The 22,403-nt window shown below is 64.0% G+C and carries 19 protein-coding genes and 1 pseudogene; 15 read left to right on the top strand and 5 right to left on the bottom strand.

Annotation, left to right across the window (positions count from 1 at the left end):
• Window positions 1–34: 34 nt before the first annotated feature.
• The 5 genes and pseudogenes from IVB26_RS13090 to IVB26_RS13110 all read left to right on the top strand — a co-directional run bounded on the left by IVB26_RS13090 (window position 35) and on the right by IVB26_RS13110 (window position 6,280).
• The gene (locus tag IVB26_RS13090; protein WP_247972037.1) at window positions 35–802 is read left to right on the top strand and encodes a methyltransferase domain-containing protein; all 768 of its coding nucleotides are present in this window, start codon (window positions 35–37) and stop codon (window positions 800–802) included.
• Between the two features lie 196 nt (window positions 803–998).
• Window positions 999–2,000 (top strand): DctP family TRAP transporter solute-binding subunit, encoded by a 1,002-nt coding sequence (locus IVB26_RS13095; protein ID WP_247972038.1) that lies wholly within the window; start codon window positions 999–1,001, stop codon window positions 1,998–2,000.
• Between the two features lie 352 nt (window positions 2,001–2,352).
• Window positions 2,353–2,583, top strand: a pseudogene (locus IVB26_RS43185) (TRAP transporter small permease); the annotation flags it as partial.
• A gap of 306 nt (window positions 2,584–2,889) precedes the next feature.
• Entirely contained in the window at window positions 2,890–4,131 is a 1,242-nt protein-coding gene (locus IVB26_RS43190; protein ID WP_458309369.1) for a TRAP transporter large permease, read from the top strand.
• Window positions 4,132–4,354: 223 nt separating this feature from the next.
• Window positions 4,355–6,280 (top strand): alkyl/aryl-sulfatase, encoded by a 1,926-nt coding sequence (locus IVB26_RS13110; protein ID WP_247972039.1) that lies wholly within the window; start codon window positions 4,355–4,357, stop codon window positions 6,278–6,280.
• Window positions 6,281–6,449: 169 nt separating this feature from the next.
• On the opposite strand, the gene IVB26_RS13115 is transcribed toward IVB26_RS13110, so the two are convergent.
• A complete protein-coding gene (locus IVB26_RS13115; protein WP_247972040.1) occupies window positions 6,450–7,520 on the bottom strand; it encodes a glycosyltransferase family 4 protein in 1,071 nt (356 codons plus the stop codon).
• A gap of 269 nt (window positions 7,521–7,789) precedes the next feature.
• On the opposite strand from IVB26_RS13115, the gene IVB26_RS13120 reads away from it, so the two are divergent.
• Genes IVB26_RS13120 through IVB26_RS13135 form a run of 4 tightly spaced genes read left to right on the top strand, consistent with a single transcriptional unit; the run spans window position 7,790 to window position 13,664 of the window.
• The gene (locus IVB26_RS13120) at window positions 7,790–9,553 is read left to right on the top strand and encodes an ABC transporter ATP-binding protein (RefSeq protein WP_247972041.1); all 1,764 of its coding nucleotides are present in this window, start codon (window positions 7,790–7,792) and stop codon (window positions 9,551–9,553) included.
• A gap of 58 nt (window positions 9,554–9,611) precedes the next feature.
• Window positions 9,612–11,816, top strand: a complete 2,205-nt coding sequence (locus IVB26_RS13125; protein WP_247972042.1) for an amylo-alpha-1,6-glucosidase — start codon at window positions 9,612–9,614, stop codon at window positions 11,814–11,816.
• A 19-nt stretch (window positions 11,817–11,835) separates the two neighbouring features.
• Window positions 11,836–12,354 carry a PRC-barrel domain-containing protein gene (locus IVB26_RS13130; RefSeq protein WP_247972043.1) on the top strand — a complete coding sequence of 173 codons (519 nt, stop codon included), beginning with the start codon at window positions 11,836–11,838 and terminating at the stop codon, window positions 12,352–12,354.
• A 23-nt stretch (window positions 12,355–12,377) separates the two neighbouring features.
• Window positions 12,378–13,664, top strand: coding sequence for an MFS transporter (locus tag IVB26_RS13135; RefSeq protein WP_247972044.1), 1,287 nt, complete (start codon window positions 12,378–12,380; stop codon window positions 13,662–13,664).
• Between the two features lie 67 nt (window positions 13,665–13,731).
• Here IVB26_RS13135 and IVB26_RS13140 read toward each other — a convergent pair whose 3' ends face one another.
• The 4 genes from IVB26_RS13140 to fixL form a co-directional block, all read right to left on the bottom strand.
• Window positions 13,732–14,430 (bottom strand): helix-turn-helix domain-containing protein, encoded by a 699-nt coding sequence (locus IVB26_RS13140; RefSeq protein WP_247972045.1) that lies wholly within the window; start codon window positions 14,428–14,430, stop codon window positions 13,732–13,734.
• Between the two features lie 103 nt (window positions 14,431–14,533).
• Window positions 14,534–14,950, bottom strand: coding sequence for a response regulator transcription factor (locus IVB26_RS13145; protein WP_247972046.1), 417 nt, complete (start codon window positions 14,948–14,950; stop codon window positions 14,534–14,536).
• A 44-nt stretch (window positions 14,951–14,994) separates the two neighbouring features.
• Entirely contained in the window at window positions 14,995–15,612 is a 618-nt protein-coding gene (gene fixJ / locus IVB26_RS13150; protein WP_247972047.1) for a response regulator FixJ, read from the bottom strand.
• Between the two features lie 3 nt (window positions 15,613–15,615).
• Window positions 15,616–17,133 carry a sensor protein FixL gene (gene fixL / locus IVB26_RS13155; RefSeq protein ID WP_247972048.1) on the bottom strand — a complete coding sequence of 506 codons (1,518 nt, stop codon included), beginning with the start codon at window positions 17,131–17,133 and terminating at the stop codon, window positions 15,616–15,618.
• A gap of 208 nt (window positions 17,134–17,341) precedes the next feature.
• On the opposite strand from fixL, the gene IVB26_RS13160 reads away from it, so the two are divergent.
• The 6 genes from IVB26_RS13160 to ccoP all read left to right on the top strand — a co-directional run bounded on the left by IVB26_RS13160 (window position 17,342) and on the right by ccoP (window position 22,340).
• Window positions 17,342–18,175 (top strand): universal stress protein, encoded by an 834-nt coding sequence (locus IVB26_RS13160; RefSeq protein WP_247972049.1) that lies wholly within the window; start codon window positions 17,342–17,344, stop codon window positions 18,173–18,175.
• A gap of 34 nt (window positions 18,176–18,209) precedes the next feature.
• Window positions 18,210–18,635 (top strand): CBS domain-containing protein, encoded by a 426-nt coding sequence (locus IVB26_RS13165; protein WP_247972050.1) that lies wholly within the window; start codon window positions 18,210–18,212, stop codon window positions 18,633–18,635.
• A 250-nt stretch (window positions 18,636–18,885) separates the two neighbouring features.
• Window positions 18,886–20,535, top strand: coding sequence for a cytochrome-c oxidase, cbb3-type subunit I (ccoN, locus tag IVB26_RS13170; protein WP_247972051.1), 1,650 nt, complete (start codon window positions 18,886–18,888; stop codon window positions 20,533–20,535).
• 10 nt (window positions 20,536–20,545) lie between these two features.
• Window positions 20,546–21,280: a cytochrome-c oxidase, cbb3-type subunit II gene (ccoO, locus tag IVB26_RS13175; RefSeq protein WP_247972052.1), complete on the top strand. Its 735-nt coding sequence runs from the start codon at window positions 20,546–20,548 to the stop codon at window positions 21,278–21,280.
• 13 nt (window positions 21,281–21,293) lie between these two features.
• Entirely contained in the window at window positions 21,294–21,458 is a 165-nt protein-coding gene (locus IVB26_RS13180; protein WP_247972053.1) for a cbb3-type cytochrome oxidase subunit 3, read from the top strand.
• A gap of 6 nt (window positions 21,459–21,464) precedes the next feature.
• Window positions 21,465–22,340, top strand: a complete 876-nt coding sequence (ccoP, locus tag IVB26_RS13185) for a cytochrome-c oxidase, cbb3-type subunit III (protein ID WP_247972054.1) — start codon at window positions 21,465–21,467, stop codon at window positions 22,338–22,340.
• Window positions 22,341–22,403: the final 63 nt, after the last annotated feature.

The following is a 22,403-nucleotide window of genomic DNA, read 5'->3' on the forward strand; positions in this document are numbered from 1 at the left end:
CGAAGGAAACATCAAAAAGAAAAGGCGTCGGGCGATGGTCTGGGATCCGCAACAATACCTGAAATTCTCCGGCCACCGGCTGCGGCCCGCCGTCGACTTGTTGATGCGGATTCCGGATTTTGGCCCGCGCGCGATCGCCGATCTCGGGGCGGGCGCCGGCAACGTGACAAAACTGATCAAAGAGCGCTGGGCGGATGCAAGCGTGACCGGCGTCGAGGGTTCGGCCGAGATGGTCGAGGCCGGGCGCAAGTCTGCGCCGGATGTGGAATGGTCGCACGAAGACCTCGGCCATTGGCGCCCCGCCAGGCCATACGACTTGATATATTCCAATGCCGCACTGCACTGGCTGCCCGATCATGCGGCACTGTTTCCGGTGATGGAGAAGGTGACGCCTGGCGGCACGCTTGCCGTGCAGATGCCGCGCAATTTTACCGCGCCCTCGCATGTGCTGATCGGCGAGACCGCGCTCGATGGTCCGTGGCGGCCCAAGGTCGAGCATCTCGTCACGCCGCCGCCGGTCGAGGGGCCGGCCTTCTATCACGATCTTCTCGCGCCGATGTCGGTCAACATCGACATCTGGGAGACCGAATATCTGCAAGTGCTCGAAGGCGAGAATCCCGTCAAGGAATGGACCAAGGGGACCTGGCTGACGCGCTACCTCGACGTGCTCGCAGGCGACGAGAAGATCGCGTTCGAAGCCGCCTATGGCGCGCGCATTGCGAAGGCCTATCCGAAGAATGCGGCGGGGCAGACCCTATTCCCGTTCCGCCGTCTCTTCATGGTGGCCCAGCGCAAGGGCTGATGCACTGCCGCAATGCGACATAAGCGCTCTTTCCCTTGAACGGGCGCGGGGGCCGGGTTGCGTAGACCGCACTCGTCAAGCTAGCTTGGCTGCGGCAAATTGGGCTTAGGTCTAGTTGTTCGGCTTGCGGATTGCTGCCACTACTGACCTGCAAAACAAGAAGAACCCGGTTTTCGAGGTTGTTGGGGAGGTCTTCATGCGCAAACTGCTTCTCGCGGTCGCGGCGGCCGCGCTCGTTCTGGCCCCTGTCGTTGCGCAAGCCCAAACTCCGATCGTCATCAAGTTCAGCCACGTCGTCGCGAACGACACCCCGAAGGGGAAGGGCGCGCTGAAGTTCAAGGAGCTCGCCGAGAAGTATACCGACGGCAAGGTCAAGGTCGAAGTCTATCCGAACTCCACGCTGTACAAGGACAAGGAGGAGATCGAGGCGCTCCAGCTCGGCTCGGTGCACATGCTTGCGCCCTCGACCGCGAAATTCGCGCCGCTCGGCATCAAGGAATTCGAGGCGCTCGACCTGCCCTGGCTGTTCAAGGACGACCAGACCTATGCCAACGCGATCAAGGGCACGATCGGCAAGTGGCTGTTCCAGAAGCTCGAGGCCAAGGGCATCACCGGGCTTGCTTACTGGGACAACGGCTTCCATATGGTCTCCTCGAATCGTCCGTTGATAAAACCGACGGATTTCCAGGGCCTGAAGTTCCGCATCTCGGGATCCAAGGTCGCCGACCAGTATTTCCGCCTGGTCGGCACGATCCCGCAGATCATGGCGTTCTCCGAAGTCTACCAGGCGCTGCAGACCGGCGTGGTCGACGGCTGCGAGAACACCGCGTCGAACTATTTGACGCAGAAGTTCTACGAGGTGCAGAAGGACATCACCGTGTCCTATCATGCGCATCTGCAATATGCCGTCATCGTCAATTCAAAGTTCTGGTCGGGTCTGCCGCCCGATATTCGCACCCAACTCGACAAGGCGATGGCGGAGGCGACCGACTACACCAACTCGATCGCACGCCAGGAGAACGAGGACGCGCTGGCCGAGATCAAGAAGACCGGCAAGACCAATCTGCATGTCCTCACCGACGCCGATCGCAAGGCGTGGCAGGAGGCGATGCAGCCGACCTACAAATGGGCGAAGGGCCGGGTCGGGCAGGAAGTGCTCGATCTCATCGCCAAGGAACTCGACGTCAAGATGAACTGACGGCCGGGCCCGATAAGAACAATAGCAACGGTCGGGGGTGATCGCACTCCCGGCCGTTTCGCATCCGAACAGACGAGCCAATGCTGGGGAGACCAAGTTGCTGCGTGTGCTGAATCGTTTTCTCGATCATCTCGAGGAATGGCTGATCGCAACGATGATCGCGGCTGCGACGTCGCTCATCTTCGTCGCCGTGCTGCACCGTTACGGCGCCGGGCTGTCGATCGACATCGCCAAATGGGCGGAAGCCCGCAACCTGGCTTTCCTGGCCGTCCCGGCGCGCGCGGCGTTCGTCTGGCTTGCCGCGCTCGACCTGTCCTGGGCGCAGGAGCTCTGCATCTACATGTTCATCTGGATGGCGAAGTTCGGCGCCGCTTACGGCGTGCGGACCGGCATCCATGTCGGCGTCGACGTGCTCGTCAATATCCTTCCCGGTGGATCGCGCCGCCGCGTCATCACTTTCGGGCTTCTGTGCGGCGCGCTCTTCACCGCCATCGTCGCCTATTTCGGCGCCGCTTTCGTCGGCCAGATGTGGCAGACCGGCCAGCAGTCCAACGATTTGGAAGCGCCGATGTGGATGGTGTATCTCACCATCCCGCTCGGCTCCGGCTTGATGTGCTTCCGCTTCCTGCAGGTGGCCTGGTCGTTCTACCGCACCGGCGAGCTGCCGCATCACGACGTGGCTGGCGTCGAGGGTGTCGAGGCCGATCCGGTGCATCCCGCGCCGGTCACGGCCAGCCAGGTCGTCCGGGACGAGCGCAGCCCGCTCGGCTGGATCCTGATGCTGCTGCCGGTCCTGATCGTCGCGCTGTGCTTTGCACATGCGGGCCACATCATCACGCTCCCGCAGGGCCTGCGCGTCCTCATCGTCTTCGCGCTTCTGCTCTCGTTGATGTTGACGGGCATGCCGATCTCGATCGCGCTTGGTCTCACCGTGCTGAGCTTCATGTTCACGCTCACCGACGTGCGAACGGAATCGGTGGCGCTGAAGCTGTTCACCGGCATCGAGAATTTCGAGATCATGGCGATCCCGTTCTTCATCCTCGCCGGCAACTTCCTGACCCATGGCGGGGTGGCGCGGCGGATGATCACCTTCGCGACCTCGCTGGTCGGCCATTGGTACGGCGGTCTCGCGCTGTCGGGAGTGGTCGCGTGCGCGTTGTTTGCCGCGATCTCCGGCTCCTCGCCGGCAACCGTGGTGGCGATCGGCTCGGTGATCCTGCCCGCGATGGTCGCGCAAGGCTTCCCGAAGCGGTTCGGCGCAGGCGTGATCACGACGTCGGGCTCGCTCGGAATTCTCATCCCGCCGTCGATCCCGATGGTTCTCTACGCCGTCTCCACCAACAGCTCGGTGGGCAAGCTCTTCATTGCCGGTATCGTGCCAGGGCTTGCGCTCGCCTCGCTGCTCGGCGCCACGACGTTCTATCGGGCCTGGCGCAACGATTATCCGCGGATGCGCAAGGCCACGTTCCTCGAGCGCCTCGTCGCATTCCGCAAATCGATCTGGGGCATCCTGCTGATCGTGATCGTGATCGGCGGAATCTACAGCGGCCTGTTCACGCCGACCGAAGCTGCCGCCGTCAGCGCGGTCTACGCCTTCATCGTCGCGGTGTTCATCTACAAGGATCTGAAGCTGCGTGACGTGCCGCGGGTTCTGCTGTCATCGGCGAACCTCTCGGCTATGCTGCTCTACATCATCACCAACGCGGTGCTGTTCTCGTTCCTGATGACCTACGAGAACGTGCCGCAAGCGCTCGCGCAATGGATGATCGACCTGGGCTTGGGGTGGATCGGCTTCCTGCTGCTCGTCAACCTGTTGCTGCTGGTGGCGGGTAACGTGATGGAGCCGTCCTCGATCATCCTGATCATGGCCCCGATCCTGTTTCCGGTCGCGATCAAGCTCGGCATCGATCCCATTCATTTCGGCATCCTGATGACGGTCAACATGGAGGTCGGCCTGTGCCATCCGCCTGTCGGCCTCAATCTCTACGTCGCCTCGGGCATCGCCAAGATGGGGATCACCGAGCTCACCGTCGCGGTGTGGCCATGGCTGTTGACGATGCTGGGATTCCTCGTGGTCGTCACGTATTGGCCGGGCCTGTCGCTGTGGCTGCCGCGACTGCTGGGGATGTAGCTGCGCACGCGGTGTACCGTCTCCCACAAGGGAGAAGGGATACCTGTGCTGCCTCCTCCAGCGTCGTAGCCCGGATGGAGCGCAGCGTAATCCGGGGCCCCCGTGCCAGCGGAGCGATTCCCGGATTGCGCTGCGCTCCATCCGGGCTACGCATCCTCCGTCGCCGATGGCAATCGCCCGCGAGATGCGGTTAGATGCTGCGCAAACGGCGGGAGGAGCTAACGTGACAGAACGCAGCAGCGAGCCGAAGGACGCGACACCCTCCGTCATCGCGCAGCAGCAGGCGATGCTGAACGCGCTGCCGTTTTCCGACACGCGGGATTTCGACGACGCCGCGCGCGGCTTTCTCGGCACGATCGAGAATGCGGAGATCACGAATCCGCAGGGGCGGACGGTCTGGAGTCTCGCGCCTTACGGCTTCCTGTCCACTGAAGAGGCGCCGCCCACGGTCAATCCGAGCCTGTGGCGGCAGTCGCGGCTCAACATGCAGCATGGCCTGTTCGAGGTCGTGCCCGGCGTCTACCAGGTGCGCGGGCTCGACATCGCTAACATGACGCTGATCGAGGGCGACCGAGGTGTCATCGTCGTCGATACCCTGACCTCGATCGAAGGGGCTCGCGCCGCGCTCGATCTCTATTTCAGGCATCGGGGCCTGAAGCCCGTTGCGGCCGTCATCTTCACGCACACGCACACCGACCATTGGGGTGGCGCGCGCGGCGTGCTGGAGGATGCGCTGGCGACCGGCCGAGTGCCTATCATCGCACCGAACCTTTTCATGGAGCACGCCGTTTCCGAGAACATCATCGCGGGACCGGCGATGCTGCGCCGGGCGCAGTACCAGTTCGGGCCGCTGCTCGCCAAGGGCGCACGGGGGCAGGTCGATTGCGGGCTCGGCAAGTCGATGGCGGCGGGATCGGTCGCGCTGCTGCGGCCGACCGACCTGATCATGGCGACCGGCGACAGGCGCGTGATCGACGGCGTCGAATTCGAATTCCAGATGGCGCCGAACAGCGAAGCGCCGGCGGAGATGCACTTCTTCATCCCGCGCTACAAGCTGTTGAACCTCGCCGAGAACTGCACGCACAATTTCCACAATCTGCTGCCGTTCCGCGGCGCCGACGTGCGCGACGCGCTGGTCTGGTCGAAATACCTGAACGAGGCCCTGCAGCTCTGGGACGGAAAGGCCGAGGCGATGTGCGGCCAGCATCACTGGCCGGTGTGGGGAGTTGAGCGCATCGGCACGATGATCCGGCAGCAGCGCGACCTCTACAAATTCGCGCATGACCAAACCATCCGCCTGATGAACCACGGCCTCACCGCGGCTGAGATCGCCGTGACGATCCAGCTGCCGAAGAGCCTGGAAGGCGCCTGGCACGGCCGCGGCTATTACGGCCACATCCGGCATAATGTGAAAGCGATCTATCAGAAATATCTCGGCTGGTACGACGCCAATCCGGTCAATCTCGATCCGCTGCCGCCGGTGGAGTCGGGCAAGAAATATGTCGAGTATATGGGCGGAGCGGATGCGATCCTCGCACGGGCGCGCAGCGATTTCGACAAGGGGGAGTTTCGGTTCGTCGCGCAGGCGCTCGGCCATCTCGTTTTTGCCGAGCCTGACAATGCGGCGGCGCGCGGTCTGCTTGCCGACACGCTGGAGCAACTCGGCTACGCGGCCGAAAGCGCGACCTGGCGCAACGCCTATCTGTTCGGCGCCCAGGAATTGCGCCAGGGCATGCCGAAGGTGCCGGCACGCCCGCCAATGCCGCGCGAGACCCTGGCCGCGCTACGCACCTCCCAGCTCTGGGATGTGCTGGGTATCCGTCTCAACGGTCCGAAGGCGGAAGGCAAGCACATCGTATTGAACTGGAGCTTCTCCGACACCGGCGAGACCTTCGTGCTCAACCTGGAGAACTGCGCGCTCACTTACACCGAGGGGGTGCGGGCGGAAGGCGCCGATGCCAGCTTCACGCTCGCCCGTTCGACGCTCGATGAGGTGATCGCCAAGCTGACGAGCTTTCCGGAAGCCGTGGCCGCCGGCAAGGTCAAGCTGTCAGGCAACCTGATGAAGCTTGCCGAGCTGATGAGCCTGATGGACGAATTTCCGCGGATGTTTGAGATCGTGGAGCCGAAGCGGGCGGCGGTGAAGTAGGATAGCGCTTTACGCCGCACACTCGCCCCACATCCTCGCTGTCATCGCCCGGCTTGACCGGGCGATCCAGTATTCCAGAGGCCGGTTTGATTGAGCCGAGAAGCCGCGGCGTACTAGATGCCCCGGTCAAGCCGGGGCATGACAGTGTGCCTTGAGGTGAGAGCGACCCTTACTCCGCGCTGCTCACCAGCTTGATCCGCGGCGCCTGTTCCTCGGCGAGGCTGCGGTAGGCCGCGAGATAGTCCAGCGCCATGCGCCGCGCCGTGAAGCGCGTCTCGAACTGCTTGCGGATCGCCGCGCGATCGAGTTGCGGGAGGCGGTTCACCACCCCCGCGGCACTGATGACGTCCTCGACGACGAAGCCGGTCAGTCCCTCGTCGATGATCTCGGGCACCGAGCCGCGATTGAAGGCGACGACCGGCGTTCCGCACGCCATGGCTTCGATCATCACGAGGCCGAACGGCTCCGGCCAGTCGATCGGCAGCAGCAGGCCGAGTGCGCCGCTGAGGAAATCCGACTTCTCGTGATCGCTGATCTCGCCGATGAACTCCACCAGCGGATTGTTCTCGATCATCGGCCGGATCAGCTCGTCGTAGTAATCCTGATCGGCACGATCGACTTTGGCTGCGATCTTCAGCGGAATGCCGCAATGGGTCGCGATCTTGATGGCGCGGTCGACGCCCTTCTCGGGCGCGATGCGGCCGAGCACGGCGAGATATTCCTGTTTCGCCGGCTTCGGCGTCAGCAGGTTCTCCGGAAGACCGTGATGAATCGTCGTCACCCAATTCGCCTGCGGGACCGGCCGTCGCTGCGCATTGGAGATCGAGATCACTGGCATCTTGGAGAAGGTGTTGAAGACCGGCTGATGCTCCGGCAGGTCGAGCCGGCCGTGCAGCGTGGTCAGGAACGGCGTCGGCTGCCGGTGGAACAGGGACCAGGGATAATAGTCGAGATGGAAGTGGAGGAAGTCGAACTCCTCGTCGTCACATTTCTGCCGCACCCGCTCCAGCAGCACCATATGCAGCGCGTTGGGGTCGCGCACGGAACCGTCGAGACGGAGCGCCCGGGGCCACAGCGCGTCCAGCTTGCCTGACGTCTGCGAATCGCCGCTGGCGAACAAAGTCACATCGTGCCCAAGGGCCACCAACTCTTCCGTCAACCAATGCACCACCCGCTCGGTGCCGCCATACAGCTTGGGTGGAACAGCCTCCGTCAACGGAGCTACCTGCGCGATGCGCATCTCACCATCTCCTCTGCGATCATGAAGTTGAACCCCCGCCAGTACGGCACCGGCATGCCAGACAAGGGAACGTTCCCGCAGTTGCGAAGTTCCTTCCTGCGAACGTTACATATTCGACACGTCCGCGGACCGTCTCGATGCTGCCACGACATCTTCTCAGATCGTCCGTATCCGCATGTCGTGATCGCCCGGCCCCGGAACCGAGGCGAACAGGTCGATGTTCAGTCGATCAGTAACAAACAAAACCAGCATAACGGGGCGATAGCCATATGGACCACCTTTCTGGATACGCGCGCAGGCCATTTGCCTTTGTCTTGCGCTATCTTCGGATGCGAATGGCGTCGCATCTGGTGATCCTGGCCGCTGTCGTCGCAGCGGTTGCCTGCTCCGTAGGCACTCAATACGGGGTCAAGTCTCTTGTGGACGCCTTGTCCGCGGGACCTTCGCAGGGCGGAGGCGTATGGCTGGCATTCATTTTACTCATGTCGCTGATCGCCGCCGACAATTTCCTGTGGCGGATCGCGAGCTGGACGGCGAGCTTCACCTTCGTTCGCGTCACGGGTGATTTACGACGTGACATATTTCGTCATCTGACGGGGCACGCCCCGAGCTACTTCTCTGATCGCATGCCGGGCATGCTGACAAGCCGCATCACGGCGACCTCGAACGCGGTGTTCACGGTCGAGAACATGTTCGTCTGGAATGTGCTACCGCCCTGCATTGCCACAATTGCGGCAATCGCCTTGATTGGAACCGTCAGCCCTTACATGGCACTTGGCCTGATCGTGATTGCCGGCGGCATGGTGGTTGCGATGTTCCATCTCGCCGCCGCGGGCAAGCCGCTGCATGACGACTTCGCCGACAAGGCCGCCGTGGTCGACGGCGAGATGATCGACGTCATCAGCAACATGCCGCTGGTGCGGGCCTTCTGCGGCATCGGCCACGAGCACGAGCGGTTCGATGCGACCGTGAATCGGGAGCTGACCGCACGAAGCCGCAGCTTGCGTTATCTGGAAAAGCTGCGGTTGTTGCATGCCGCTGTGACCGTGCTTTTGACGATCGCGCTGATGGCCTGGGCCGTCACGCTCTGGCAGAAGGGCGAAGCGACCACCGGCGACGTCGTGCTGGTCTGTACCCTTGGCATCTCCATCCTGAGCGCCACGCGCGATCTCGCGGTGGCGCTGGTCGACGTCACCCAGCACGTCGCACGTCTGACCGAAGCGATCGCGACGCTGCTGGTGCCGCACGAATTGCGCGATCACCCCGAGGCGGAGCCGCTGGTGAAGAGCGGCGCGTCGATCGCGTACAACAATGTCACCTTCGGCTATCCCGGCGGCGAGAAGATCTTCGAGCGCTTCAGCCTTCGCTTGCAACCCGGTCAGCGCGTCGGCCTGGTCGGCCAGTCCGGCGGCGGCAAATCGACGCTGTTCACGCTGCTGCAGCGCTTCTACGATACCGACGAGGGTAGCATCACGATCGACGGGCAGGACATCTCGAAGGTCACGCAGCTGAGCCTGCGCGAGGCGATCTCCGTCGTGCCGCAGGACATCTCCTTGTTCCACCGGTCGATCCGCGAGAACATTCGCTACGGCCGCCCGAACGCGACCGACGACGAGGTGCTGCGCGCCGCGATCGCCGCGCGCTGCGATTTCGTCGAGAGCATGCCGGATGGTCTCGACACCATGGTCGGCGACCGCGGCGTCAAGATGTCGGGCGGCCAGCGTCAACGCATCGCGATCGCGCGCGCCTTCCTGAAGGACGCGCCGATCCTGCTGCTGGACGAGGCCACCGCGGCGCTCGACAGCGAATCCGAGGAGGCCATCCGCGAGGCGCTGTCGCGCCTGATGCGCGGCCGCACGGTGATCGCGATTGCGCATCGCCTCGCGACGCTGCGCAATTTCGACCGTGTGCTGGTGCTGAAGAATGGTAAGATCATCGAGGACGGCGCGCCGGACCGCCTGATGCAGGGCCACGGCCCCTATCGAGAATTGGTGACGCAGGAGATGAGCCGGCTCGCGAAGTTCGCCGCGTAAATCCAACGGTCGCGTTTGCGTTGGTTGCGTTTCGAAACAAGGCGCAGGGGAGCAGCTCATGGCAGCCGAAGCCGTAACCCAGATCATCTCCGTATCGCAGACGGTGGACGCCGTCGCGGAGCAGACGTTCTACATCCCGATGACCGGGCCCGCAGCACGACCGCGGCGGTCCCTCAAGCACGACGACATGTTCATCGTGCTCGACAGCCATGGCGACATCGGCGCCTCCGCCGGCGGGCCGGACGGACTGTTTCACTACGACACGCGCTATCTGGCGCGGCTGGAGCTCGTACTCGACGATCTCCAGCCGCTGCTGCTCGGCTCCAATTTGCGCGACGACAATTCGGCGCTGACCGTCGATCTGACCAATCCGGATATCTACCGTCAGGACCGCCTGGTGTTTCAGAAGGACCTGCTGCACATCGTGCGCACGATCTTCCTGTGGCGCGGCACCGCCTATCAGCGCATCGGCGTACAGAACCACGGCGACGCGCGCGCCAGCTTCGAGCTCACGCTGCTGTTCGACAACGATTTTGCCGATCTGTTCGAGGTTCGCGGCGAGCGCCGCCCGCGCCGCGGGACCGGCACGAGCAAATTGCTCGGGCCGACCGACGTGCTGTTCGAATATCGCGGTCTCGATGACACCCAGCGCACCACGGCGCTGCATTTCGACCCGCGTCCGACGCGGCTGTCGGTCAATGCCGCGACCTGGCAGATCGAACTGGATCCGCATGAATCGGAATCGCTGTTTGTCGCCGTGTCCTGCAACCGGCCGATCGCGGAGAAGCCTGCGCGCTTCTTCAGGGGCTTGCTCGCCCATCGCCGCGAGATGCGCCAGTCCACGATAGGCGCCGCCAGCATCGAGACCTCCAACAACATCTTCAACGAGGTGCTGTGCCAGGCCATGGCCGACCTCAACATGCTGATGACGGAGACGCCTCAGGGGCGCTATCCCTATGCCGGCATTCCCTGGTACTCGACGACGTTCGGCCGCGACGGCCTGATCACTGCGCTCCAGATGCTGTGGGTCGATCCGCGCGTCGCCAAGGGCGTGCTGCGCCGGCTCGCGCATTTTCAGGCCAAGGCGATTGATCCGCTCGCCGATGCCGCGCCCGGCAAGATCCTGCATGAGATGCGCGGCGGCGAGATGGCGGCGTTGGGCGAGGTCCCGTTCTCACAATATTACGGCAGCGTCGATTCGACCGCGCTGTTCATCCTGCTCGCCGGAAGCTATTTCGAACGCACCGGAGACGAGGCCACGTTGATCGAGCTATGGCCGGCAATCGAGGCGGGACTGGCCTGGATCGACGGTCCCGGCGATCCCGACCAGGACGGCTTCATCGAATACCAGCGCGCGACAGAAAAGGGGCTGGCCAACCAGGGTTGGAAGGATTCGTATGACGCGATCTTCCACGCCGACGGCCATCTCGCGGAAGGCAATATCGCACTCGCCGAAGTTCAGGGCTACGTCTACGCCGCCAAGCAGCTCGCCGCGCGTTGCGCCTTGCGGCTCGGCAACCCGGACCGTGCGCGCAAGCTCGAGGCCGAGGCCAGGGCGCTGGCCGAGCGCTTCGAGACGGCGTTCTGGTGCGAGGAGCTCGGCACCTATGCGCTCGCCCTCGACGGCAAGAAGCAGCCGTGCAAGGTGCGGACCTCGAACGCAGGTCAGGTCCTGTTCAGCGGCATGATCCGCGAGGACCGCGCCCGCCTCGTCGCTGCCGATCTGATGCGGCCGCATTTCTTCTCGGGCTGGGGCATCCGCACCGTCGCGCGCGGCGAGGTGCGCTACAACCCGATGTCCTATCACGACGGGTCGATCTGGCCGCACGACAACGCGCTGATCGCGCTCGGGCTTGCGCGCTACGGCCTCAAGCACTCGGTGGCGCATGTCTTCAAGGGACTGTTCGACGCGGCGACCTACATGGACCTGCGCCGGTTGCCCGAATTGTTCTGCGGCTTCCGGCGCGAAAAGCGACGCGGCCCGACGCTCTATCCGGTCGCCTGCGCGCCGCAGGCCTGGGCCAGCGCGACGCCGTTCACACTGCTGGAAGCGGCCCTCGGCCTCGAGTTCGACGTGGCGCGCGGCGAAATTCGTCTGCGCAACCCGCATCTGCCGACATTCCTCCACGAGGTGATCCTGCGGGATCTGCGCCTGGGCGAGTCCAGCGTCGATCTTCGCGTCAGCCGCCACGGCGACGACGTGGCGCTGGAGGTGTTGCGCACGCGCGGCCAGATCCAGGTCTCGATCGTGCTGGCGCGCTAGCGGCGCGCAGGAGAGCGTCATGCGTGCGATCGGAGCATTGATTGTTGGCATAGTCATCGCCGCGAACCTGGCGGTCGCCACCTCGCGTGCCGCAGACGAGCCGCCCGCAGGCCCGAGTGAGGCGAATGCGCCGGCGACCCAGCCGCCGGCCTCGACCGTGCCCGTTACGCCGAAGGACGCGGCCCCACCGCCGTCGGTGACCATCATCGGCGCGAGCGAGGCCCACGGCGTGCTCGGCCGCGACGTGCGCAGTGCTGCCGGTGAGGATATGGGCCGCATCGTCGATGTCATCGTCGATCGCGGCGGCCATGTCCGCGCCGCGGCCATCGATTTCGGCGGATTTCTCGGCGTCGGCAGTCGCAAGATCGTGGTGGACTGGAACGCACTGCGCTTTGGCAAGATCGTCAACAAGAAGGACAGCATCACGCTGGAATTAACCAAGGCGCAGGTCGCGGCCGCGCCGGAATACAAGGAAGACACGCCGATCGTGGTGCTTGGCGCGTCCGGCAGCCTTCAACCGCTGCAAGCGATCCAGTGAGGTGCGGGGAGGCCTGACCGGCTGTGCTGTTGTCGAGGAAGCCGAACCAAGCAGATCGCGATCGCCGCGTTGAACACGACGACGTCGCGGTGCCATCGGCCGTTGGCATTCCGGCGCCGTCGCGCCAGAGCCTGCGCGGCCTCGACTGGTTCATCTTCTTCCTCGCCGACGTCCAGACCGGATTCGGTCCCTTCATCGCGGTCTATCTGACCACCCAGAAATGGACCCAGGTCGAGATCGGCCTCGTCCTGTCGATCGGCGGGATCGTCGCGTTGATCGGACAGATGCCGGGTGGGGCGATCATCGATGCCGCGAAATCGGAACGGCTGGTCGCCGGCCTGGCGATCGCGACGATCGGCGCCTGCGCGCTGGCCTATGCGGCAATGCCGATCTTCCCCGTCGTGGTGGCCGCGGCCACCTTGCACGCGGCGGCGAGCTGCGTGCTGGGGCCGGCAATTGCGGCGATCAGCCTTGGCCTGGTCGGTCCGCTCGCGATCGGCGAGCGGCTCGGCCGCAACGCGCGCTTTGCCTCGCTTGGCAACGGCGTCGCAGCGGCGGTGATGGGCACCGCTGGCTATCTCTTGTCGAGCCGCTCGGTGTTCCTGGTCACCTTCCTGCTCGCAATTCCGACCCTGATCGCACTCTCGCGCATCCGCGAGCAGGAGGTCGATATCAGGCGTTGTCACGGCGAGATGCCGCCTGAAGCCGCCGACCGTGCTGACACCAACATCTGGCACCTGATCCGGCAGCGTCCGCTCATTGTCTTCGCCCTCAGCGTGCTGCTGTTGCAGCTCGCGAACGCTGCGATGATGCCGCTGATGGCAAGTGCTGTGACGGCGCGGTCCAGCCAATGGGCAACGGTGCTCGTTGCATTTTGCATCGTCGTTCCGCAAGCGATCGTGGCGCTGCTGTCGCCGACGGTGGGCCGCAAGGCGCAGCTCTGGGGCCGGCGGCCGTTGCTTCTGATTGGATTCGGCGCGCTGATGATTCGCGGTCTGCTGTTTGCGACCGTGCGCGACCCGTACCTGCTGGTGGCGGTGCAGGTGTTCGACGGTATTACCGCGGCGGTGTTCGCGGTGATGATTCCGCTGATCGTGGCCGACGTCGCTTTCGGCAGCGGCCATTTCAACCTGGCGCAGGGCATCGTCGGCACCGCCACAGGCATCGGCGCGTCACTGAGCACGGTGCTCGGAGGTTATGTCAGCGACAAGTTCGGCAATGCGACCGCCTTTATCGGGCTGTCCGGCGTGGCCGCAATGGGGCTTTTGCTGATTCTCTTCGTGATGCCGGAGACGCGGCGCACGGCATGATCGCGGGCGAAAGAAAATGGCCGGCCGAAACGAGTTCGGCCGGCCAAGTGGGTAGGGAGGAGGAAGATCAGGCGTCGAGATGCTGCAGGCGCTGACGGTTGCGCAGCACGATCTGGCGGGCGCCGGAGAAACCGAGAATGCCCTGGGCGTGAAGCTGCGACAGTGCGCGCGATACGGTTTCGAGCGTGAGACCGAGATAGTCGCCGATGTCGCGGCGGCACATCGGCAGCGCCATCATGCCGGCAACGGCGAGGCGGCGGTCCATTTCGAGCAGGAAGGTGGCAACGCGCTCCATCGCGGTCTTGCGGCCCAGCAGCAGCATGTGGTCCTCGGCATGGCGCAGCTCGGAGGCGGTCATCGCCCAGAGCTTGCGGGCGACCTGAACGTCGGTGCCTGCGGCCTTCTCGAGGCTCGCGCGCTTCACGAGACGCACGGTGGTGTCGATGATGGCTTCGGCAGCAAGGCGGTGCGTGGGGCCGGATTCGAGGCCGAACACGTCGCCGGGAAGATGGAAGGCACCGATCTGGCGGCGGCCGTCGGACAGGAGCTTGTAGCTGCTGACCGCACCAGTGACGACCTGGTAGACATATTCGGCCGGCTCGTCCTCACCATAGATCTCCTCGTCCTTGCGGTAGGAGAATTCCGTGGCGACCAGACCGACGTGGCCGGTTATGGCGCCGAACTGGTCGCTGACGGGATGGGCAGGGGCAATCTTGCCAACAATCTGGGTGTTGATCGCCTGGGTGTTGATCGTCTGGGTGAGCATCTGCGCCATCTCCGTTGTGATGGAGCATTGCTACGCGGGATCGTGCAATCCGGAAATTTCGAGCGATATCTTAAGGACGATTACCTACGTAGAATCCCGTAGGTCAGGTGCGGGGACGATCCTGGATGGCATGGCGGATGCACCTAACCAGGTTTTCGTCGAGAAGCGGCTTCAAAACCACGTCTTTGATGCCCGCCATCGCTGCCCGGGTCGAGATGTTCTCGTCGGGATAGCCCGTGATAAGGATCACAGGCGCGTCGCGGTCGGATTCGCGTAAATGGCCGGCGAGCTCGATGCCGTTGATGTCTGGCATCTTGTAGTCGATGACGTAGCAGTCCGGTCCGGGCGCGCCGCTGACATTGAGCAGCGCCGTGCCGCTCCTGAAGGTTCGCACGACGAAGCCGTCGGTCTCCAGCAGGAACCGCAGAGACCCCAGGACGGCGGCGTCATCATCGACCACATAGACGGTGCAGAGCGCTGAGGACGACGGCCGCTCATGATGTGAACCGACCTCGATCATGCTGCTTAGGCTAGCACAGCGCCGAGACGCGAGATTGACTTGCCTCAATCGTTGAGCATGCCCGCACGCATCGCCAGCCGGACCAGTTCCGAGAGGCTGCCCGCCTGCATCTTGGTCATGACATTGGCCCGGTAGACCTCGATGGTGCGCGGGCTGATATCGTATTCGCGGGCGATCAGCTTGTTGGACAGGCCCGCGATCAGCCCTTCCATGACCTGGCGCTCCCTGGGGCTCAAGGACGCGACGCGGGCAGCGATGTCCTGCGAGACGGCCTCGCTCTTGGCGGCTGGCTCGGCCTGGCGGATCGCCGACTCGATCATGGCGGTGAGACGGTCGTCGTCAAACGGCTTTTCCAGGAAATCGACCGCCCCGAGCTTCATCGCCTCGACCGCGAGCGGCACGTCGCCATGACCAGTCATGATCAGGATCGGGAACGCGCTTTGCTGCGCCTTCATCCGCTTCAGCAGCTCGATCCCGTCGAGGCCGGGCATACGCACGTCCGAGACGACGCAGCCGAAGCCGAGGCCGGGCAAGGCATCGAGAAAGGCTAGTGCGTCGTCGAACAGCGTGACGCCGAAGCCGGCGGAATCCAGCAGGAAATTCAGCGAATCGCGCATCGCGGCGTCGTCGTCGATGACGTAGACATGTCCCTTGGTCGTCATGAATCAGCTTTCGTCGGTTGCCGGCAAGGTGAAGCGGAATGTCGCTCCGCCCGCTGCGTTGCTCTCGGCCCACATGCGGCCGCCGTGAGCCTCGATGATCGAGCGGCTGATGGAAAGCCCTACGCCCATGCCGGTGTCTTTGGTGGTGAAGAAGGTCTGGAACAGGTTTGGAATGACGTCGTCCCGGAAGCCCGAGCCGGTGTCGGAGACCTCCACCTCGATCATGTCGTCAGCGACACGGGTGTTGGCGACCACGAGCTCGCGCCGCTGTGACTGCGCCATTGCTTCGAGCGCGTTGCGAAACAGATTGACCAGCACCTGTTGGATCTGCACGCGGTCGGCAAGGACGAGATCGGCGTCAGGATCGAGGCTGAAGCGGAGCTGCACGTTCTGCTCGCGCGCGCCGGCGAGCCCGAGCGCGCCCGCCTCCTCGATCAGCTTGGACAGGCTCTCGACCCGCTTCTCCGATTCGCCGCGGGAGACGAAGTCGCGCAGGCGCCGGATGATCTGGCCGGCGCGCAAGGCCTGCTCTGCCGCGCGATCGAGCGCGCTTTCAACCTTCGGCATGTTGGGATCGCTGCTACCGGCGAGGAGGCGCCGCGATCCCTTCATGTAATTGCTGATCGCGGCCAGCGGCTGGTTGAGTTCGTGGGCGAGCGCGGAGGCCATTTCACCCATCGCGGTCAGCCGCGAGACGTGAACGAGCTCGGATTGCAATTCCTGGAGTCGGGCCTGGGTCTGCTGGTGCTCGGTGAGGTCGCGGACGAAGCCGGTGAAATAGGGCTCGCCGCCGGACTCCATCTCGCCGATCGACAGGTGCATCGGAAAAGTCGTGCCGTCGCGGCGCTTGCCGGTCACGATGCGGCCGATACCGATGATGTGCGGATCGCTCGTGGTTCGGTATCGGGCGATGTAGCCGTCGTGGCGGGTGCGGTCGGGCTCCGGCATCAGGATGCTGACGTTCTGGCCGATCGCCTCGTGCTCGGGCCAGCCGAACAGGCGTTCCGCCGCCGTGCTGAAGAGCTGCATGATGCCGTGGCCGTCGATGACGATCATGGCATCGGGAATGGTGTGGAGGATGGAGCGGAGGTGACTCTCGCGCGTGCGCAGCGCCTCCTCGACCTGCTTCTCCTCGTCGATGTCGAGAAAGATGCCGCTGAGATGACGGGCGGCGCCGGATTCGTCGCGTATGACTCCCGCCCGGGCGCGAATCCATTGCCCGTTGCCGGAGGGGCTCGCGACCCGAAAGGACACGTCGAAGCCGCCGCCGTGTTTGGAGACGCGCTTGATCGCACCCTCCACACGCTCGCGATCCCTGGGCTCGAGACGCGACAGGAAGAGCTCGTAGCCCGGTGGTTGATTCTGTTCGATCCCGAGCAGGCTCCTGGCGGTATCCGACCAGTCCAATTCCCGCGTTGAGAGGTCGAGATCCCAGGTGCCGACGCCGAACCCTTCGATCCGAACCCGGAAATGCTCGCCGCGACCGTCGTCAGGCGGGTGCGTTACACGGGTCGGCGACAAGCGAAGACTCCCAATTTCGTGCTGCGGGCGTGGCGCCGCGAATGTGGCCGCAATTTTCCCTCAAGGCCGGGCCTGAGGCAAGTTCGGATGTCTGATTCCATTGGCGGATTTCCCGCGAGATGGCGCCCGGCGGTTTGATCTATCTCATCCTGCCCCGCGCCGGGATGGCTAGATTTCGCGCCAGTTCATGCCTGTGCGGAGAATCCCGATGACATACGCGACCGTGATGGTCAGCTTGGCGCTCGACCAGTCCAACGAGGCGCGTCTTCAGGTCGCGGGCGAGCTCGCCGAGCGATTCGAGGCTGATATCGTCGGGGTTGCCGCCGGGCAGTTCGCGCCGCCGCTCTATTTCACCGACGGCGCCGAGGCGCAGGCGCTGATCGAAGAGGGTGAGGACTCCGTCAAGCGGCGCCTTGCCGGACTGGAGGCGCAATTCCGCGCCGCAATGCGAACGCGCGGCGGACGTGCGGAATGGCGCAGTGCCATGGATTTTCCGGCGCGATTCGTGCTGGCGCAGGCGCGCTGCGCCGACATCGTCGTCAGCGGCGGACAGAGCCCGGCCTTCTCCGACGCGTTCGCGCTCGCAAGCCCCAAGGATCTGGTGATGCAGGCCGGTCGCCCGCTTCTGGTCGTCCCCGACCGGGCCGAATGGCTCGATCTGCGCAGCGTGCTGGTGGCGTGGAAGGACACGCCGGAATCGCGGCGGGCGGTGGCCGAAGCGCTGCCGATGCTGCGCAAGGCGCAGGACGTCACCATCGTCGAGGTGCCGGAGCATGATGACGATCGCTCGGCCGTGATGGCCGGCGTCACCGACGTTGCCGCCTGGCTCGCCCGTCACGGCATCACCGCGGTCGCGCGCGTCCCGGAAGCCGTGCGAGGGGAAACCGCCGCCGCGCAACTGGAGAAAATCGCCGGCGAGACTGGCGTCGGCCTGATCGTTGCGGGCGCCTATGGTCATTCGCGGTTTCGCGAGCTGATCCTCGGCGGCGTCACCGAATATCTGGTCACGCAATCGGTGCGCAGCGTGCTGCTGTCGCACTGACGGCCGGCCGAAAGCCATTCGAGGAGGACGCGCCGTGTACAAATTTCTTGAAGAGACCGTCGACGGCTACATGACGCGCAACGTCAAGGCGGTGCGGCGCGACCACGATCTGCTCGCGCTGAGCGAGATGTTCGAGACCGACGATTTCAACTCCTATCCGGTCGAGGACGACGGGCAGGTCGTCGGCATCGTCACCAAGTTCGACATCCTGAAGTGCTTCGCGTTCTCGCCGAGCCAGATGCTGCCGCGCTATCACGAGCTGATGAGCCGCAAGATCGGCGACGTCATGACGCCGGAGTTCATCTATGTCAGCCCCGACACGCGGCTCACGCGCGTGCTCCAGATCATGGTCGAGCACCGCATCAGGAGCATCATCGTGCTCGATAGCGTGCAGAAGCTGGTCGGAATCATCGCCCGCGAGGACGTCATCGCGGCACTCAAGGCGACGGCGCTCGACTGAGGCGGTGCCGTAGGTGGGCAAAGCGAAGCGTGCCCACCATTTCTGTCGCGGTGTTGGATAGAAGGTGGGCACGGCGCAAGTGCGCCTTTGCCCACCCTACGGTTCTGGACTGCGCCGTAAAAATACCGGTGCCGACCCGCAAATGTGCCGCGCGATACTTCGAACTCAAACGCATATCTTGATTTCAATCAATTACCCGCGAGGGTGAATGTGGTTTCTGGCCTCGTGTTCTTTCGAGAGAGAATCCGCGATGAGCCAGCCCTCCATCTCCAAATCCATGACATCAGGTGAAAGCGGCCTGGCTGTCGGGTTCGCCGTCACCGCCTTCCTCTGCGTGATCGCCTCGGCCAAGGCGCTCGATGCGCCCTTTGCCTTCCATGCCGCGCTCAGCGCGGTGGCGAGCCTCGCCGCGGTGTTCGTCATTATCAACCGCTATTTCGATCGTCCGGCGGCGCTGCCGCCGGCGGAGATCAACGGCCGCCCCAACTACAACATGGGCCCGATCAAGTTCACCGCCGTGATGGCGATGTTCTGGGGCATTGCGGGCTTCCTCGTCGGCCTCATCATCGCCTCGCAGCTGGCCTGGCCGGCGCTGAACTTCGATCTGCCATGGACCAGCTTCGGCCGCCTGCGGCCGCTGCACACCTCCGCGGTGATCTTCGCTTTCGGCGGCAACGTGCTGATCGGCACGTCGCTCTATGTCGTGCAGAAGTCCTGCCGCGTGCGCCTTGCCGGCGACCTCGCGCCCTGGTTCGTCGTGATCGGCTACAACTTCTTCATCCTGATCGCCGGCACCGGCTATCTGCTCGGCGTCACCCAGTCGAAGGAATATGCCGAGCCCGAATGGTATGCCGACCTTTGGCTGACCATCGTCTGGGTCGCTTATCTCCTCGTCTTCCTTGCCACCATCATCAGGCGCAAGGAGCCGCACATCTTCGTCGCGAACTGGTTCTATCTGGCCTTCATCGTGACGATTGCCGTCCTGCATCTCGGCAACAATCCGGCGCTTCCGGTCTCGGTGTTCGGCTCGAAGTCCTACATTGCCTGGGGCGGCATCCAGGACGCCATGTTCCAGTGGTGGTACGGCCATAACGCGGTCGGATTCTTCCTGACCGCCGGCTTCCTCGCCATCATGTACTACTTCATCCCCAAGCGCGCCGAGCGGCCGATCTATTCCTATCGGCTGTCGATCATCCACTTCTGGGCGCTGATCTTCCTCTACATCTGGGCCGGCCCTCACCATCTGCACTACACGGCGCTGCCGGACTGGACGCAGACGCTGGGCATGACCTTCTCGATCATGCTGTGGATGCCCTCCTGGGGCGGCATGATCAACGGCCTGATGACGCTGTCGGGTGCCTGGGACAAGCTACGCACCGACCCCGTGCTGCGCATGCTGGTGGTCTCCGTCGCCTTCTACGGCATGTCGACCTTCGAAGGCCCGATGATGTCGATCAAGGTGGTCAACTCGCTCAGCCACTATACCGACTGGACCATCGGCCACGTGCATTCCGGCGCGCTCGGCTGGGTCGGCTTCGTCTCCTTCGGCGCGCTCTACTGCCTGGTGCCGTGGGTCTGGAATCGCAAGGGGCTCTACAGCCTGAAGCTCGTCAACTGGCACTTCTGGGTCGCGACCCTCGGCATCGTCCTCTACATCTCGGCGATGTGGGTGTCCGGCATCCTCCAGGGCCTGATGTGGCGCGCCTACACCTCGCTCGGCTTCCTCGAATATTCCTTCATCGAGACCGTCGAGGCGATGCATCCCTTCTACATCATCCGCGCCGCCGGCGGCGGGCTGTTCCTGATCGGCTCGCTGATCATGGCCTACAATCTCTGGATGACCGTTCGCGTCGGCGAACAGGAAGCCCAGATGCCCGTCGCTCTTCAGCCGGCGGAATGAGGAGTCTTCCATGTCGTTCTGGACACGCCATCAAATCTTCGAAAAGAACTCGATCGTCCTGATCGTCGGCATCTTGCTGGTGATCGCGATCGGCGGCCTCGTCGAGATCACCCCGCTGTTCTATCTCAAGAGCACGATCGAGGCGGTCGACGGCGTCAGGCCGTACACGCCGCTGGAGCTCGCCGGGCGCAACGTCTATGTCCGCGAAGGCTGCTATCTCTGCCATTCGCAGATGATCCGCCCCTTGCGCGACGAGGTCGAGCGCTACGGCCACTTCTCGCTCGCCGCCGAGAGCATGTACGACCACCCGTTCCAGTGGGGCTCGAAGCGCACCGGTCCCGACCTTGCCCGCGTCGGCGCAAAGTATTCCGACGACTGGCACGTGACCCACCTGACCAACCCGCGCGCGATCGTGCCGCAGTCGGTGATGCCGGGCTATCCGTTCCTGAGCCAAACCGAGGTCGATCCCGATGCGATCGCCGACCACATGAAGACGCTGAAGGCCGTCGGCACGCCCTACACCGACGACCAGCTCGCCAATGCGGGCGCCGACCTGAAGGCGCAGGCCGACCCCGACAATGCCGGCAGCGACGCCTTCAGCAAGCGCTACGCCAAGGCGGCCGTGCGCAACTTCGACGGCAAGGCCGGCACGCCGACCGAGATGGACGCGCTGATCGCCTATTTGCAGATGCTCGGCACGCTGGTCGATTTCAAGATCTACAACGAGAAAGCCAATCTTCGCTGAGAAGGCATCAACGATGAAAGCCATCCTGACACTCGACAATCTCGCGTCCGGCCTCGTGACCACGATCTGGACGCCGGTGTTCGTCGCGATCTTTCTCGCGATCATCGCCTACGCATTCTGGCCCCGTAACAAGGCTGTGTTCGACGAAGCGGCACACCTGCCGTTGCGGGAGGAGTAAGAGATCATGACCGATCATCATAGCGACATCGATTCCGTCACCGGCAAGTCCACGACCGGACATGAATGGGACGGGATCAAGGAGCTCAACACGCCGCTGCCGCGCTGGTGGGTGATCAGCTTCTACCTCACCATCGTCTGGGCGGTCGCCTACTGGATCGTCTATCCGGCCTGGCCGCTGATCTCCAGCAATACCACGGGCCTATTCGGCTATTCGTCGCGCGCCGATGTCGCGGTCGAGCTCGCCAACCTCGAGAAGATCCGGGGCGACAAGATGGCGGCGCTGGGCAAGGCCTCCCTCGCCGACATCGAGAAGGACCCGGCCTTGCTGGCGCTCGCCCGCGCCAAGGGCAAGACCGTGTTCGGCGACAATTGTGCGCCGTGCCACGGCTCTGGTGGCGCCGGCGCCAAGGGCTATCCGAACCTGAACGACGACGACTGGCTGTGGGGCGGCACGCTCGACCAGATCATGCAGACCATCCAGTTCGGCGCGCGTTCCGGTCATGCCAAGGCCCATGAGGGCCAGATGCTCGCCTTCGGCAAGGACGGCGTGCTGAAGGCGGACGAGATCGTCACGGTCGCCAACTACGTGCGCTCGCTGGCTGGCCTTCCGACCCGCAAGGGCTTCGATGCCGCCAAGGGCGAGAAGATCTTCGCGGAGAATTGCGTTGCCTGCCACGGCGACGGCGGCCAGGGCAACCCGTCGATGGGCGCACCAAACCTGACCGACAAGATCTGGCTGTACGGCTCCGACGAAGCGGCTTTGATCGAGACCATCAGCCAGGGTCGTGCCGGCGTCATGCCAGCGTGGGAAGGGCGGCTCGATCCTGCCACCATCAAGGCGATGGCGGTCTACGTCCACTCGCTGGGCGGCGGAAAATAGCCTGCCGGTAACAGGCGGGGGTGAACAAAAATGCCCCCGTTTGAGCTGGATCAACTGACGCGG

It is taken from the genome of Bradyrhizobium sp. 195 (assembly GCF_023101665.1).
Taxonomy (GTDB): domain Bacteria; phylum Pseudomonadota; class Alphaproteobacteria; order Rhizobiales; family Xanthobacteraceae; genus Bradyrhizobium.

Excerpts from the sequence above, each read along its gene's own strand:
- IVB26_RS13090 (WP_247972037.1), top strand. The coding sequence starts at position 35 with ATGGTCTGGGATCCGCAACAATACCTGAAATTCTCCGGCCACCGGCTG.
- IVB26_RS13095 (WP_247972038.1), top strand. The coding sequence starts at position 999 with ATGCGCAAACTGCTTCTCGCGGTCGCGGCGGCCGCGCTCGTTCTGGCC.
- IVB26_RS43190 (WP_458309369.1), top strand. The coding sequence starts at position 2,890 with ATGTTGACGGGCATGCCGATCTCGATCGCGCTTGGTCTCACCGTGCTG.
- IVB26_RS13115 (WP_247972040.1), bottom strand. The coding sequence starts at position 7,520 with ATGCGCATCGCGCAGGTAGCTCCGTTGACGGAGGCTGTTCCACCCAAG.
- IVB26_RS13120 (WP_247972041.1), top strand. The coding sequence starts at position 7,790 with ATGGACCACCTTTCTGGATACGCGCGCAGGCCATTTGCCTTTGTCTTG.
- IVB26_RS13125 (WP_247972042.1), top strand. The coding sequence starts at position 9,612 with ATGGCAGCCGAAGCCGTAACCCAGATCATCTCCGTATCGCAGACGGTG.
- IVB26_RS13130 (WP_247972043.1), top strand. The coding sequence starts at position 11,836 with ATGCGTGCGATCGGAGCATTGATTGTTGGCATAGTCATCGCCGCGAAC.
- IVB26_RS13140 (WP_247972045.1), bottom strand. The coding sequence starts at position 14,430 with ATGCTCACCCAGACGATCAACACCCAGGCGATCAACACCCAGATTGTT.
- IVB26_RS13145 (WP_247972046.1), bottom strand. The coding sequence starts at position 14,950 with ATGATCGAGGTCGGTTCACATCATGAGCGGCCGTCGTCCTCAGCGCTC.
- fixJ (WP_247972047.1), bottom strand. The coding sequence starts at position 15,612 with ATGACGACCAAGGGACATGTCTACGTCATCGACGACGACGCCGCGATG.
- IVB26_RS13160 (WP_247972049.1), top strand. The coding sequence starts at position 17,342 with ATGACATACGCGACCGTGATGGTCAGCTTGGCGCTCGACCAGTCCAAC.
- ccoN (WP_247972051.1), top strand. The coding sequence starts at position 18,886 with ATGAGCCAGCCCTCCATCTCCAAATCCATGACATCAGGTGAAAGCGGC.
- ccoO (WP_247972052.1), top strand. The coding sequence starts at position 20,546 with ATGTCGTTCTGGACACGCCATCAAATCTTCGAAAAGAACTCGATCGTC.
- IVB26_RS13180 (WP_247972053.1), top strand. The coding sequence starts at position 21,294 with ATGAAAGCCATCCTGACACTCGACAATCTCGCGTCCGGCCTCGTGACC.
- ccoP (WP_247972054.1), top strand. The coding sequence starts at position 21,465 with ATGACCGATCATCATAGCGACATCGATTCCGTCACCGGCAAGTCCACG.